Here is a 13,645-nt window from a genome sequence, read left to right on the forward strand (position 1 = left end):
CCGGCTCAGCCGGCGGTGGAAGAACGGTAGCGGGCCCAGAGCCGCAGGATCAGCTTGGCTGCCTCGTCCAGCAGCAGCACGCTGGACGCCACCAGGGCGCAGCGCAGCCAGTCGCCCGGGCCGAGGGCGACGGTGGCGAACACCTGCTGCAGCGGCGGCCAGTGCACCACCAGCAGTTGCAGCAGCAGCACGGCCGCCAGCGCCAGCCACAGCTTGCCGTTGGCCAGGAAATGGCGGTTGAAGGCCGAACCCTGCTCCGCCCGGGCGTTGAACACGTTGAAGAACTGGTACAGCACGAAGGTGGTGAAGGCCAGGGTACCGGCCCGCTCCGGCGCGTCCTGCACCAGGCCGTAGACGAACATCGCCAGGGTGCCCGCCGTCATGGTCAGGCCATACAGCGCCAGCCGGCCCAGGCGCCGGCCGGACAGGATCTGCGCCCCGGGCGGGCGCGGTGGCTCCCGCATCAGGCCGGGCCGGGGCGGCTCCACCCCCAGGGTCATGGCGGGCGGGCCGTCCATGATGATGTTGATCCACAGCAGCTGGATGGCGGTAAAGGGCATCGGCAGGCTCAGCAGGGTGGCGGTGAGCACGGTGAGGATGGCGGCGATGTTGGTGGACAGCTGGAAGCGCACGAACTTGACGATGTTGTCGTAGATGGTGCGGCCTTCCTCCACCGCCTGCACTATGGTGGCGAAGTTGTCGTCGGTCAGCACCAGGGTCGCCGCCTCCCGGGTCACGGCGGTGCCGGTGATGCCCATGGCGACGCCGATGTCCGCCGCCTTGAGGGCGGGGGCGTCGTTGACCCCGTCGCCGGTCATGGCGGTGACATGGCCGTCGGCCCGCAGCGCCCGGACGATCTTGACCTTGTGCTGGGGAGAGACCCGGGCGAATACCGTGATGTCGTCGATGCGGCGGGCCAGCTCGGCGTCGTCCATGCGTTCCAGCTCGGCACCGGACAGTACCCCGCCCGGCAGCCCCAGCTCCCGGGCGATGGCCGCCGCCGTGGTCTTGTGATCGCCGGTGATCATCTTCACCTGGATGCCCGCGGCCCGGCAGTGGGCGATGGCCTCGGCCGCCTCGGGGCGCGGCGGATCCATCAGCCCCACCAGTCCCAGGAAGGTCCAGTCGCCGACCCAGCGCCAGAGATCCTCGCCCGGATCGAAATCGCGGGCGGGGATCTCCCGCTGGGCCACGGCCAGCACCCGCAGCGCCTGGCCGGCGAGGTGGTCGTTTTCCCGGGAGATGGCGCGGGCGGCGGCGGCGTCCAGCGGGCGGGGGCCGTCGCCGTGCTGCCAGTGGCCGGCGTGGCCGAGCAGGATGTCCGGCGCCCCCTTGATGTACATCAGCACCCGGTCGCCCCGGTGGTGGAAGGTGGCCATGAACTTGTGGGCCGAATCGAAGGGGATCTCGGCGAGGCGAGGTGCGCGCTCCTGCTCCCGCTGGGGATCCAGGCCGCCCTTCTGGGCCAGCACATAGAGGGCACCCTCGGTCGGATCGCCGATGAGCTTGCCGTCGCGCACCCGCGATTCGGTGCACAGCGCCATGGGCGGCAGCATGGCCGCCGGCCCGGGGCCGCCCTCGCTGTGGATCCGGCCGTCGCTGCCATAGCCCTGGCCGCTGGCGCTGAAGCGGTGGCCCGCGTGCCAGCCGGCCCGGGCGGTCATCTGGTTGAGGGTGAGGGTACCGGTCTTGTCGGTGCAGATCACCGTGGTGGCGCCGAGGGTTTCCACCGCCGCCAGTTTCTTCAGGATGGCCTTCTTGCGCGCCATGCGCCACATGCCGATGGCCAGGGTCACGGTGACCACGGCGGGCAGGCCTTCGGGCACGGCGGCCACCGCCAGGGCGACCGAGGTCATCGCCGCTTCGGCCCAGGGCGTGCCGCGCAGCAGGGTCATGGCGAAGATGGCCACCACCACCACCCCGGCGATGGCCGCCAGCCGCTTGCCCAGCCGATCCAGCTGCCGCTGCAGCGGGGTTTCCCCTTCCGGGGCTTGGGCGATCAGCGTCGCTATGCCGCCCATTTCGGTGTTCATGCCGGTGGCCACCACCAGCATTTCGCCCCGTCCCCGGGTGACGGTGGTGTTCATGTACAGCATGTTGCAGCGTTCGCCCAGAGGCAGCTCGTCCTCCGCCAGCGGCGGGGCGAGCTTGCCGACCGGCTGGGACTCCCCGGTCAGCGCCGCCTCCTGCACTTCCAGGGCGTGGGCGGCCAGCACCCGGCCGTCGGCCGGCACCTGGTCGCCCGCCTCCAGCAACACCAGGTCGCCGGGCACCAGCTCGGCGGCGGCCAGTTCCTGTACCTGGCCGTTGCGCCTGACCCTGGCCCTGGGCACCAGCATGCCCTTGAGCGCGGCCAGGGTGCGTTCCGCCCGGTGCTCCTGGTAAAAGCCGAGGGCGGCGTTGAACAGCACCACCAGCAGGATGACCACCGCATCCTTCAGATCGCCGATGGCCCAGGCCAGCCCGGCGGCGAACAGCAGCACCAGCACCAGGACGGCCTTGAACTGGTCCAGGAACCGGAGCCAGGGGGGGCGGGGCGCCGTTTCGGCCAGGCGGTTCTCACCGTGCTCGGCCAGCCGTTGCCGGGCGGCCCGGTCGCTCAGGCCACGGCTGGCGTCGGTGCCCAGCGCCGAGGCGGTTTGCTCCGTGGTCAACCGGTGCCAGCGTGGTGCCGGTGTCTGCATGATGGTGTTCCCTCCCGTGGTCGGCTCCGCCAGCCGCTACCCCTTCCACCATAGGGCCGGAAGGGGCGGGATGGCAACCACAAATAATGATAACCATCTGTTTTCAAATGGTTAAATGGGAGGGCCAGAGCACCGATCAGTTTGGAAGTTAACCAACCGGTGGCTTGTCTGTTGCAACCTAGATGAAGAGGCAACAGGGCCGCCTCCGCCGACACGCTTCAAGTACATCCCTGTGATGCTCGTCACATGCCATCCTTGGCATGTGACGGTCGGCGGAGGCAATCCCTGTTGTCTCTTTACAAGTCCCGGCGCCGCCTGATGGTGGTGCCGGCAGCCTGACGGTGCAGCTCCCCGAGCAGGGTGACCGCCTCCCGGCTGAGGCGGGTCACCCGTTCCCAGTCGCCGGCCGCGATGGCGTCGGCGGGCAGCATCCAGCTGCCGCCCACCGTGGCCACGCAGCCGAGGCGGGCGTAGCCGGCCAGGTTGTCCGGGCTGATGCCGCCGGTGGGGCAGAAGCGTATCTGGGGCAGGGGGGCGGACATGGCCTTGAGCGCCGCCGCCCCGCCGTTGGCTTCGGCGGGAAAGAACTTGAGCCTGCTGTAGCCGAGCTCGAGTGCCTGCATGATCTCCGAGGGGGTACTGACCCCGGGGATCAGGGGGGCGCTGCCCCGGGCGGCGTGCTGCAGCAGGCGGGGAGTGCAGCCCGGCGAGATCACGAAACGGGCGCCGGCGGCCACAGCGGTATCGTATTGCTCGGGGGTCAGCACGGTACCGGCCCCCACTAACGCCTCGGGCAGGGCTTCGGCGATAGCGGTGATGGCGGCCAGGGCCGCATCGGTGCGCAGGGTTACCTCGAACACGTCGATACCGCCGGCCAACAGGGCGCGGGCCAGGGGCACCGCCTGCTCGGGCCGGTCGACGACCATCACCGGCATCAGGGGGGAAGCGGCGAAGACCGCGTCGGGTTGGAGTTGCCACGTCATCTTGGTTCTTCCTCTTGTGAGCGGGCCGGTCGTGCCGGCGCCGGGGGTGAAAACAGGCTGGCGCCGTGCTCCGCGTCGGACACCAGCGCCCGCAGGGGGGCGAACAGCTCCCGGCCACAGCCGGCGTCGTTGTCGCTCAGGTCCGGGGTGGCGGACGGGCGCTCCTGGAGGGGGGCGTCCACCGTCAGGGTGCCGCGCTCCGCGTCCAGGGTGATCAGATCCCCGTCGCGCAGCCGGGCCAGGGGGCCGCCCCGGGCGGCTTCCGGGGTAAGGTGCAGGGCTGCCGGTATCTTGCCCGAGGCGCCCGACAGGCGCCCGTCGGTGACCAGGGCCACCCGGTGGCCGGCCTGTTGCAGGTTGCCGAGCAGCGGCATCAGCTGGTGCAGTTCGGGCATGCCGTTGGCCGCCGGACCGTTGAAGCGCACCACTATCACCCCATTCTGATGCAGTTCGCCCGCCTGGTAAGCCTCGACCACCGCCTGCTGGCTGTCGAATATCCGGGCCGGCGCCTGGATCAGGCGATGTTCCGGCGCCACGGCACTGACCTTGATGACAGCGCGGCCCAGATTACCATCGAGTACCCTGAGGCCGCCGCTGGCGCTGAAGGCCTGGCCGCGGGGGGCGATCACCGTCGGATCCCGGGTCTCGGTACGGGGTCGCCATAGCAGGCGGCCGTCCGCATCCAGGGCGGGGGCGCTGAGGTAGTCCCGGTAGTCGCCGTAGACCGGCAGGGCGTTGGTGTGCAGCAGCCCCCGTTCGGCCAACAGGCGCAGCAGCAGCGGCACGCCGCCCGCCTCCTGGAAGGCATTGATATCGGCCGGTCCGTTGGGATAGATCCGCGCCAGCAGGGGTACCACTGCCGAGAGTTCACTGAAGTCGTCCCAGTTCAGTATCCAGCCCGCTGCCCGGGCGATGGCTACCAGATGCAGGGTGTGGTTGCTGCTGCCGCCGGAGGCGAGCAGAGCCACCACCCCGTTGACCACCGCTTTTTCATCCAGCACCCGATACAGGGGGCGGCTCGCCACCCCCGTCGCCTGGGCCGCCAGGCGCAGCGTCGCCTCCGCCGTCAGCGCTTGGCGCAGCGGGGTGCCCGGGGCGATAAAGGAGGCGCCCGGCAGCATCAGGCCCATGGCTTCAAAGACCAGCTGGTTGCTGTTGGCGGTGCCGTAGAAGGTGCAGGTGCCGGGGGCGTGGTAGGCCCGGTTTTCCATTTCCTGCAGTGCCTCGCGCCCGACCTGGCCGGCGGCATATTGCTGGCGGACGCGGACCTTCTCCTCGTTGCCGATGCCGGTGGGCATGGGGCCGGCGGGGATAAAGGCGGTGGGCAGTTGGCCGAAGCTGAGCGCGCCGATCAGTTGGCCGGGGGCGATTTTGTCGCAGATGCCGAGCAGCAGGGTGGCATCGAAGGCGTTGTGGCTGAGCGACACGGCGGTGGCCTGGGCGATCAGATCCCGTGAAAACAGGGATAGCTCCATTCCCGGCTGGCCCTGAGTGATGCCATCGCACATGGCCGGCACGCCGCCGGCCACCTGAGCGCTGTGGCCGTGCTCGGCCAGCGCCGCCTTGATGGCGGCGGGGTAGGCATCGTAGGGCTGATGTGCGCTCAGCATGTCGTTGTAGGCGGTAACGATGGCCAGGTTGGCCCGGGTCATGTCCAGCAGCCGTGCCTTCTGCGCCGAGCAGGCGGCGGCCACCACATGGGCCAGGTTGCCGCAGGCCAGGCCGGCCCTGGCCTTGCCCTGTGCGGCTTGGTGTTCCATACGCTGCAGGTAGGCGGCCCGGCTGGCGCGGCTGCGGGCCAGGATCCGCGCAGTGACGTGTTCAAGGGTATGATGCATGGCTGACTTCCTGTTCGGTTGTTTTGGTTGCCGTTCTGTTTTTAGTGATGGGTGATTACGCAACTCAGGCGGTCGGGATGCGCAGTCGGTTCACATAGCCGCGGGTAACTGCAGCCAGATCGTCCCCCAGCAGCGGCGACTCGATGCCGCGCGGCACCGTCGTCGGCAACAGGGGCAGCAGCGGGGCCCAGGTATCCGGCGCCTCGTCGAGGGCCACGGCATGCACCTTGCCGTCGCGCTCCCGGCTGGCTTTGACGTGGATATATTCGACAAAAGACGCCAACTGCGCGGCGGCCTGGGCCTTGTCCTCCCCCAGCCAGTGCCAGTTGGCCATGTCGAAGGTCATGCCGATGGGGGCGCCTTGCTGCTGTACCGCCTGGAAGAAACGGAGCAGGGGGGCCGGGGTACCACCCTCGGAGGTCTGGTCGTTTTCAATTAACAGCCGGATGTCGCCGGCGCGCAGCAGGCCCTCGAGGCCGGCCAGTCCGGGGTTGTCCGGAGCATGGCCGAGGGGCAGCTTGAGCAGCCGGGCGCCCAGCTGGGCGGCCTCGTCCAGCCGTTCCGTCAGCCCGTGCAGATCCGGCGTGCCGGTGGGGTCGAACAGGGGCGTGGGAGAGGAATAGACACAGCTCAGGTGGCATGCGCGGATCTGCTCCGCCAGGCCGGGGAGCGATTCGTCCCGGTTGAGCAGTTCGCGGCGTATTTCCACGCCGTCCGCGCCGCTGGCGGCGATGATCGGCAGCAATGCCGCCTGGCCGCCCATGGCGCGCACGGTGTCGTAGCCGTAGGCGGAAGTAACGACGATAACCTCTGCTTGCATGTGGTGATTCCTGTAGTCGGATACGGCAGCCGTATCCGGGATAAAAGTGGTATCGGTGCCGTTGTCGGACGAAAAAGGTCCCCGGCTGTCAGCCCTGTGGGGGGAACACGGCCGCCGCATTGGCGCAGTTGCGGCCGAGATCCCCGTCGAGGGCGGCGATCAGGTTGTCGACGGCGCAGCGCACCATGGCCAGCCGGGTTTCGTGGGTGGCGGAGCCGATATGTGGCAGCAGCACGGCATTGTCCAGCCGGCACAGGGGCGAGCTGCCCGGCAGCGGCTCGACCTCGAACACGTCCAGGCCGGCGGCGCGGATGCGGCGCTCCTGCAGGGCCTGGATCAGCGCCGGTTCGTCGACCACCTTGCCGCGCGAGCCGTTGATAAAGATGGCGTCGGGCTTCATCAGCGCGAACTGCTCCCGGCCGATGAAGCGCTCGGTCCCGGGCGTGAGCGGCAGCACCAGGCAGACGAAGTCGGCCTCGGCCAGCAGGGCGTCCAGCGACATCCGGGTGGCGTCCAGCTGCGCTTCCGCCTGTTGGTGCGGGCTGCGGTTGTAGTAGTTGATCTTCATGTCGAAGCCGAGTCGGGCGCGCTTCGCCAGGGCGTAGCCGATGCGGCCCATGCCGATGATGCCCATGGTCTTGCCGTGCACGTCCACGCCGAAATGCTCGGGCCCTATGCTGCCCTGCCAGCGGCCGTCACGCACCAGGTTCGACAGCTCCACCACCCGTCGGGCGGTGGCGATGACCAGGGCGAAGAGGGTGTCTGCCGTGGTTTCGGTCAGCACCGAGGGGGTATGCATCAGCGCGATGCGGCGTTGGTTGAGGGTGGCGAGATCGAACTGATCGATGCCCACCGAAATGGTGGACACCGCCCGCAGCCGGGGCGCCTGCGCCAGCATTTCAGTGGTGACCGGGGCGCTGGCGCCGATCAGCCCCTCTGCCTCGGTAAGGGCTGCCATAAAGTCGGCCCTGTTGTGGGGGCCGATGCCGTCGAAGGCGCTGACCTCGAACCGGTCCCGCAAGCGGGCCAGCTCCGCCTCGGGAAGGGCTTTGTACAACACGATTTTCGGTTTCATGCGCTTTCCTTGTCGGCGAGCAGCCGGTCGAGGGTGGAACGGTCGGGCAGGCCTTCGCTGTCGCCGGCCACCTGGACCGCCAGCGAGCCCAGCAGGTTGCCCCGCCGCGCAGCCCGGGCCAGGGGCAAGCCTTCCAGCAGGGCGGAGATCACGCCCACGGCGAAGCTGTCGCCGGCACCGACGGTGTCGACCACCCTGGCCACCGGGAAGGGCGCCGCCGTGCCCTGCTCGCCGCGAGCGGTCTTGTAGTAGGCGCCTGCGGGGCCCAGCTTGATCACCACGACGCCGACCCCGCGCTCCAGGTAGAAGTCGGCGATGCGCGCCGGCTCCCGCTGACCGGTGAGAATTTCGCCTTCCTCGATGCCCGGCAGCACCCAGTCGGCCTTGCCGGCCAGGGCGTTCACTTCGCCCACCATGGTCTGCGGATCCGGCCACAGGCCGGGGCGCAGGTTGGTGTCGAACGATACGGTGCGTCCGGCCTGCTTCATGCCGTCGAGCGCGGTATGGCACAGGGCGCGCAGGCTGTCGGACACCGCCGCCGCCACCCCGCTCAGGTGCAGGTGCCGGCCGGCGGTGAAGAAGCCGGCGTCGTAGTCGCCGGTTGACAGGGTGCTGGCCGCCGAGCCCCGGCGAAAATACTCCACCCGGGGATCGCTGCCGTCGTCCGTTCTGGCCTTCAGTTGAAAGCCGCTGGGAAAGCGTGGATCCGTGATCACCTTGTCGGTATTGATCCCTTCCCCGGCGATCTCGCGACGAATGTACTCGCCGAAGGCGTCGGCCCCAACCTTGGTGACGTAGCCCACGCCGAAGCCGAGCCGGGCCAGGCCGATGGCCACGTTCAGCTCGGCCCCCGCCAGGCGGCGGATGTAGCTGCTGGCATCCGCCAGGGCGCCGCGCTGCTGGGCCGTGAACATGGCCATGGCTTCGCCGATGGTCACCACATCCAGATTCTGTACCGATGTCATGGCATCCTCTCGCTTGTGAGGTTGAAGTTCGCGTCCGGCCGGTCAGCCGGTCGACGGGAAATGATTATGGGACCGGTTCCATAACGTGTTAAAGTCGCTTGGCCCAATTTTGTGAAACGGCGCAGAAAAAAAGCATAATATGACAGTGTCACGGCGGGGACTGCCGAAGCCGGGGGCAAGCACGGCGCAAGGCCTCCGTCACTATGGTTGCCGTGCCCGAACAGGATGGTATTGATTTGAAAAAAAGCATTAAAAAACAATCTCATGCAACTATATCCGACGTGGCCCGGCAGGCCGGGGCCGGCAAGACCAGCGTGTCCCGCTACCTCAACGGCGAGCTGGGCCTGCTGTCGGAGGATCTGCGCACCCGCATCGGCGCGGCGATCAAGGCGCTGGATTATCGTCCCAGCCAGTCCGCCCGGGCGCTCAAGGCCGGCCGTTCCAGGCTGATCGGCCTGGTGCTGGCGGACATCACCAATCCCTACTCCATCAGCGTGTTGCGGGGGGTGGAAAGGGTCTGCAACGAGGCCGGCTATATGCTGATGGTGTGCAACACCAACAACGAGCCCGAGCAGCAGAACCGCTATCTTGCCCTGCTGAGCAGCCACCGGGTCGACGGTGTGATCATCAATTCCGTGGGCATGTCCGACGAGTCGCTGGGGGCCTTCGCCGACATCGATTGCCCCTTCGTCTTCGTGGACCGGAAGGGGGCCGGCATCGAGTGCGACGTGGTCGGCCTGGACAACCGCCAGGCCATGAACATCGCCGCGCGGCACCTGGTTGAACAGGGGTATGAGTCCATCCTGTTCCTCACCCAGTCGCTGGCCATCGATACGCGGCTCGAGCGGTTGCGGGCGCTGCAGGAATACGTGGGCGAGGTGGCGGGCATGAGCTGTGATTTCTTTGAACTGACCCGGGATGAACAGAGCCTGGAACAGGCGATTACTGACTTTGTGGCCAGCCACCGTGGCCTCAAGAAGGCGATCGTCACGGGGAACGGGGTGGTCACCATGAGCACCGCCAAGGCGCTGAAGCGGCTGCGCATCGACTGGGGCGCCCAGATCGGCCTGCTCAGCGTGGACGACCCGGACTGGGCGGAACTGCCGGGTTCGGGCATTACCTCGGTGCGCCAACCCAGCCTGCTTATCGGCGAGACCGCCTGCCGCATCCTGCTCCGGCGCATTGAGGGCGACAGCGATGCGCCCCGGCATCACCGGTATCCCGCCGAACTGGTGATCCGCGGCTCTACTGGCATGTAGTGGCGAGAGTCCTCAGCCCCAAAGCATAAAAAATCGCCGCGAGGCGATTTTTTATTCAACCTCCCCCTTTTTTATGATCTTTGTCACATGTCGTTTACCAATATGCAGGCAGCATCACAAAAACCACGAGATCCCATTTCTTTTTTTGGGAACCGGTTCCATTATTCTTTCGTGCCACATGGCGGTGCCTTGCACACGGAACATGACTCAGGATATTGGAGGACGGAATGAAAAAGGTATTGGCGTTATTGGTAGCGGCGGCATTGGCGGGATGTGGCGAGCAGGAGGCGGACTCCGGCGCCATCAGCATCATCGCCGCGCACAACCAGACCAACATCTCCAGCCCCTATCAGACAGGGATGTTGAAGCTGAAAGAGGTGGCCGAGCAGGGCGGGGAGTTCAGCGTGGAGGTGCATGCGGGCACCATCGGCACCAACGAAAACGAACTGATGGAAAAACTGGTGCTGGGAGGGGCCGACCTGGTGCTGGTGTCGCCGGGCTTCATGACTTCCGCCGGCATCGATGAGGTGGACCTCTTCTCCCTGCTGTATCTGTTCGACGACTACGAGCACTGGGAAGCGGTGGTCGATGGCGAGGTCGGCGACAAGATGGCGGACATCATCTTCGCCAAGTCCGGCGAAAAATATCGCGTCGTCGGTTATTGGTCGGCCGGGGTGCGCCACTGGTATGGTAAAAAGCCGGTCAACAGCCTGGAGGACCTGAAGCAGATGAAGATCCGCACCCAGACCGCCGGGGTGGTGTCCCAGTTCTGGCTCGACGCGGGGGCGGTTCCCACCTCCGTGGCCTGGGCCGAGCTGTATCAGGCACTGTCCAGCAACGTGGTCGATGCCTCCGAGAACGCCTACCCCTACCTGGTGCCGATGGAGCATCACAGGACCGCCAACGGCAAGTACATCTCGGAAACCGGCCACGACTACACCACCCGGCTGCTGCTGCTGCGCAACACCACCTGGGAAAAGCTGGGCGACGAGCAGCGCGAACGCTTTATGGCGGCGGTGCACCAGGCGACCCGGGCCGAGCGCCAGGCCATCTATACCGAGGAAAGCCAGTACAAGCAGCAGGCCATCGAGGGCGGCGCCATCGTCAACACCCCGGACCGCCAGCCGTTCATGGCGGTGGCACAGCGAATCCAGCAGCAATGGGCCGAACAGCACGGCATGAGCGAGCTGGTCGAGCAGATCCGGCAGGCCCGGTAACGGCCGCCGGGGCGTGAAACTTCAAGGAATCGGCTGCACTCCGGGTGCAGCCCCATACAACGGGTAGTGACGATGGAACGATTTATCACCTGGCTGGCCAGGCTCCAGCTCGCGATCGGGACCCTGGCGCTGGTCATCTTTGTGGCCGCCACCCTGCTGCAGGTGTTGGCGCGCTACATGAACATCTCGGTGCTGTGGACCGAGGAAGTGGCGGTCAACGCCTTTATCTGGGCGATATTTTCCGGCGCCGCCGTCATGGTGCGGGAGAAAAAGCACTTCAGCTTCAACGCCCTGGCGATGAAACTGAGCGGTCGGGCCCGCCTGGCGCTGGTGCTGTTCGAACAGTCGGTCATGCTGGTGTTCTGCGTGCTGTGCACCTTCTACAGCGTGGAGATTACCGACACCTTCTGGCATTCCAAGTGGGTCACCCTGCCGTCGTTGCAGCAGGGTTATGTCTGGCTGGTACTGCCGATTACGTTTGCGACTTCTTCGCTTTACCTGCTCGAGGGCATGTTGAAGGAGATCCGGGTCTGCATTAAAAGGGAGAAGCCGGCATGGAGCTAGGGCTGATAGTGGTACTGTTCGTCGCCTTGATTATTCTCGGCATTCCGATTGCCTTCGCCATCGGCATCGCCGCCCTGGCCGGGGTGGCCAGCATCGGTGGTATTCCCAATACCATGATACCGATGAAGATGTTCTACGGGCTGAACTCCTATGTGCTGCTGGCGGTCCCCTTGTTCATTTTGACCGCCAACCTGATGAACAGCGGCAGGATTTCACGCAAGCTGATCGACTTTTCCATCGCCCTGGTCGGGCGCAAGCCGGGCGGCCTGGCCCATGCCAACGTGATGGTGTCGATGATGTTCGCCGGGGTCAGCGGCTCGTCCACCGCCGACACCGCCGGGGTGGGCAAGATCCTGATCCCCAGCATGACCAAGAAGGGCTACAGCCCTGAGATGTCGGTGGGGGTGACGGCGGCCTCGTCCACCATCGGCAGCATTATACCGCCCAGCATCACCATGGTGATCTACGGCGGACTGACCAACACTTCCGTCGGCCAGCTGTTTATCGGCGGCCTGCTCCCCGGGCTGCTGATCGGCTTCGGCATGATGGCGATGATCAGCTACTTCGCCAGGAAAGACGGGCTGCCGGTGGCGGACAAGGTATCGCGCGGCGAATTCATGGCGCTGCTGAAGGACGCCCTTCCGGCGATGATCACCCCGCTGATCATCATCGGCGGCATCGTCGGGGGCATCTATACCCCCACCGAGGCAGCGGCGTTCTCGGCGGTGTACGCCTACCTGATCAGCGCCTTCTACTACAAGACCATCAGGTTGAGCGATCTGCCCGAGATCTTTATCGACACCCTCAAGCTGAGCTGCCTGTCGCTGTTCGCCCTGGCGGCGGCCTCGGCCCTGGGCGAGTTCCTCGGTTACTACCAGATCAACAGTCTGGTGGCCGAGTTTTTCGCCGGGCTGGGCGGCAACAAGTACCTGTTCATGTTTGTGGTGGTGCTGCTCTTCCTGTTCATCGGCACTTTCATGGACGCGATACCGGCCATGGTGCTGTTCGTGCCGGTGGTCTACCCGACCGCCCTGCTGCTTGGGGTGGAGCCGGTGCAGATGGGGATCATCGTCATCATCACCCTGTCCATCGGCCTGATCACGCCACCCTACGGCCTGTGCCTGCTGATCGCCGGCACCATAGGAGGTTTGCCGCTGAACAGGTCGTTCAGCTCGGTACTGCCCTATATCTCGGTGATCATCCTGGTGCTGCTGGCGGTGATCGCCTTCCCCATCCTGCTGCTGGTGTAGCGTTACACGATATCCAGCGGTTCCTTGCGCCGGGGCGGCGGGAAGGCGGCGTCCAGCCGGGCCAGGACCTCGTCGTCCAGCCGCAAGTACAGCGCCCCGGCGTTCTGTTGCACATGTTCGGGCTGCACCGCCTTGGGGATGGCGATGACGTCGCGCCGGCCGTTTATCGGGCGGATGGCCCAGGCCAGCAGCACCTGGGCCGGGGTGGCGCCGAGCTCGGCGGCGATGGCCTGCAGCTCCGGATGGCCGAGCAGCTCCCGGCGCAGCCGGCCGCCCTGGGCCAGGGGGCAGTAGGCCATGGTCGGCATGCGCTGTTGGCGCTGCCAGGGCAGCAGCGAATGTTCAATGCCCCGGGAGTCCAGGTGGTAGAGCACCTGGTTGACCGCGCAGCGCTCGCCGCCGGGCAGGGACGCCAGTTCCTGCATCTCGTCGATATCGAAGTTGGACACCCCGAAGCGCCGGATCTTGCCCTGCGCTTGCAGCCGCTCGAAGGCCTCGAGGGTTTCGTCCAGGGGCACGCTGCCCGGCCAGTGCAGCAGGTAGAGATCCAGGTAGTCGGTGCCCAGGCGTTTGAGGCTGCGCTCGCAGGCCTGGATCGCGCTCTGCCGGCCGGCGTTCCAGGGGTAGACCTTGGACACCAGGAACGCCTGCTCCCGGCGGCCCTTCAGTGCCTGGCCCACCACTTCCTCGGCACCGCCGTCGGCGTACATCTCGGCGGTGTCGATAAGCCGCAGCCCCAGCTCCAGCCCCTGTTGCAGGGCCCGGACCTCGTCCTGCCGCGGGGCCAGTCCTTCGCCCATGTACCAGGTGCCCTGGCCGATGGCGGGCAGCTCGATGGCCGGCTGGCCGGCCATGGCCTTGAGTGTGACGGTGGCGTCCATCTGTACCTCTCACTTTTTGGAAATTAATTCCGCATTATGGTGGCGCAGCGGGCCGGGCTTTGCAACGGTTGTCGCTGGCCCTGGCCGGTGGCGGCAAGGCTTGCTTTTG

11 protein-coding genes are annotated in these 13,645 nt (G+C 66.7%); 4 read left to right on the plus strand and 7 right to left on the minus strand.

What is annotated here, in order from left to right; genetic code table 11:
- Positions 1–5 precede the first annotated feature (5 nt).
- From ACT7DK_RS01030 to ACT7DK_RS01055, 6 genes are all read right to left on the minus strand, one after another.
- Positions 6–2,684, minus strand: coding sequence for a cation-translocating P-type ATPase (locus ACT7DK_RS01030; RefSeq protein ID WP_445395451.1), 2,679 nt, complete (start codon positions 2,682–2,684; stop codon positions 6–8).
- A 296-nt stretch (positions 2,685–2,980) separates the two neighbouring features.
- A complete protein-coding gene (locus tag ACT7DK_RS01035) occupies positions 2,981–3,667 on the minus strand; it encodes a bifunctional 4-hydroxy-2-oxoglutarate aldolase/2-dehydro-3-deoxy-phosphogluconate aldolase (protein ID WP_445395453.1) in 687 nt (228 codons plus the stop codon).
- Complete coding sequence (gene edd / locus ACT7DK_RS01040) at positions 3,664–5,505, minus strand: phosphogluconate dehydratase (RefSeq protein WP_445395455.1); 1,842 nt, start codon at positions 5,503–5,505, stop codon at positions 3,664–3,666. The genes ACT7DK_RS01035 and edd overlap by 4 nt, the downstream gene beginning before the upstream one ends.
- 64 nt (positions 5,506–5,569) lie before the next feature.
- On the minus strand, positions 5,570–6,325 hold the full coding sequence (locus ACT7DK_RS01045; protein ID WP_445395457.1) for a sugar phosphate isomerase/epimerase family protein: 756 nt from the start codon (positions 6,323–6,325) through the stop codon (positions 5,570–5,572).
- Positions 6,326–6,413: 88 nt separating this feature from the next.
- Positions 6,414–7,400 carry an NAD(P)-dependent oxidoreductase gene (locus ACT7DK_RS01050; RefSeq protein ID WP_445395459.1) on the minus strand — a complete coding sequence of 329 codons (987 nt, stop codon included), beginning with the start codon at positions 7,398–7,400 and terminating at the stop codon, positions 6,414–6,416.
- Positions 7,397–8,365 (minus strand): sugar kinase, encoded by a 969-nt coding sequence (locus ACT7DK_RS01055; RefSeq protein ID WP_445395461.1) that lies wholly within the window; start codon positions 8,363–8,365, stop codon positions 7,397–7,399. The genes ACT7DK_RS01050 and ACT7DK_RS01055 overlap by 4 nt, the downstream gene beginning before the upstream one ends.
- 236 nt (positions 8,366–8,601) lie before the next feature.
- Between ACT7DK_RS01055 and ACT7DK_RS01060 the strand changes: the two genes are divergently transcribed.
- The 4 genes from ACT7DK_RS01060 (at position 8,602) to ACT7DK_RS01075 (ending at position 12,655) form a co-directional block, all read left to right on the plus strand.
- Positions 8,602–9,624 (plus strand): LacI family DNA-binding transcriptional regulator, encoded by a 1,023-nt coding sequence (locus ACT7DK_RS01060; protein ID WP_445395463.1) that lies wholly within the window; start codon positions 8,602–8,604, stop codon positions 9,622–9,624.
- A gap of 227 nt (positions 9,625–9,851) precedes the next feature.
- Positions 9,852–10,841: a TRAP transporter substrate-binding protein gene (locus ACT7DK_RS01065; RefSeq protein WP_445395465.1), complete on the plus strand. Its 990-nt coding sequence runs from the start codon at positions 9,852–9,854 to the stop codon at positions 10,839–10,841.
- Positions 10,842–10,913: 72 nt separating this feature from the next.
- A complete protein-coding gene (locus tag ACT7DK_RS01070) occupies positions 10,914–11,405 on the plus strand; it encodes a TRAP transporter small permease (protein ID WP_445395467.1) in 492 nt (163 codons plus the stop codon).
- On the plus strand, positions 11,396–12,655 hold the full coding sequence (locus tag ACT7DK_RS01075; RefSeq protein WP_445395469.1) for a TRAP transporter large permease: 1,260 nt from the start codon (positions 11,396–11,398) through the stop codon (positions 12,653–12,655). Before ACT7DK_RS01070 ends, ACT7DK_RS01075 begins: the two co-directional genes overlap by 10 nt.
- Positions 12,656–12,657: 2 nt before the next feature.
- Here ACT7DK_RS01075 and ACT7DK_RS01080 read toward each other — a convergent pair whose 3' ends face one another.
- Positions 12,658–13,536 carry an aldo/keto reductase gene (locus ACT7DK_RS01080; RefSeq protein WP_445395471.1) on the minus strand — a complete coding sequence of 293 codons (879 nt, stop codon included), beginning with the start codon at positions 13,534–13,536 and terminating at the stop codon, positions 12,658–12,660.
- Positions 13,537–13,645 lie beyond the last annotated feature (109 nt).

The sequence above is a fragment of the Zobellella sp. An-6 genome (genome assembly GCF_052487945.1).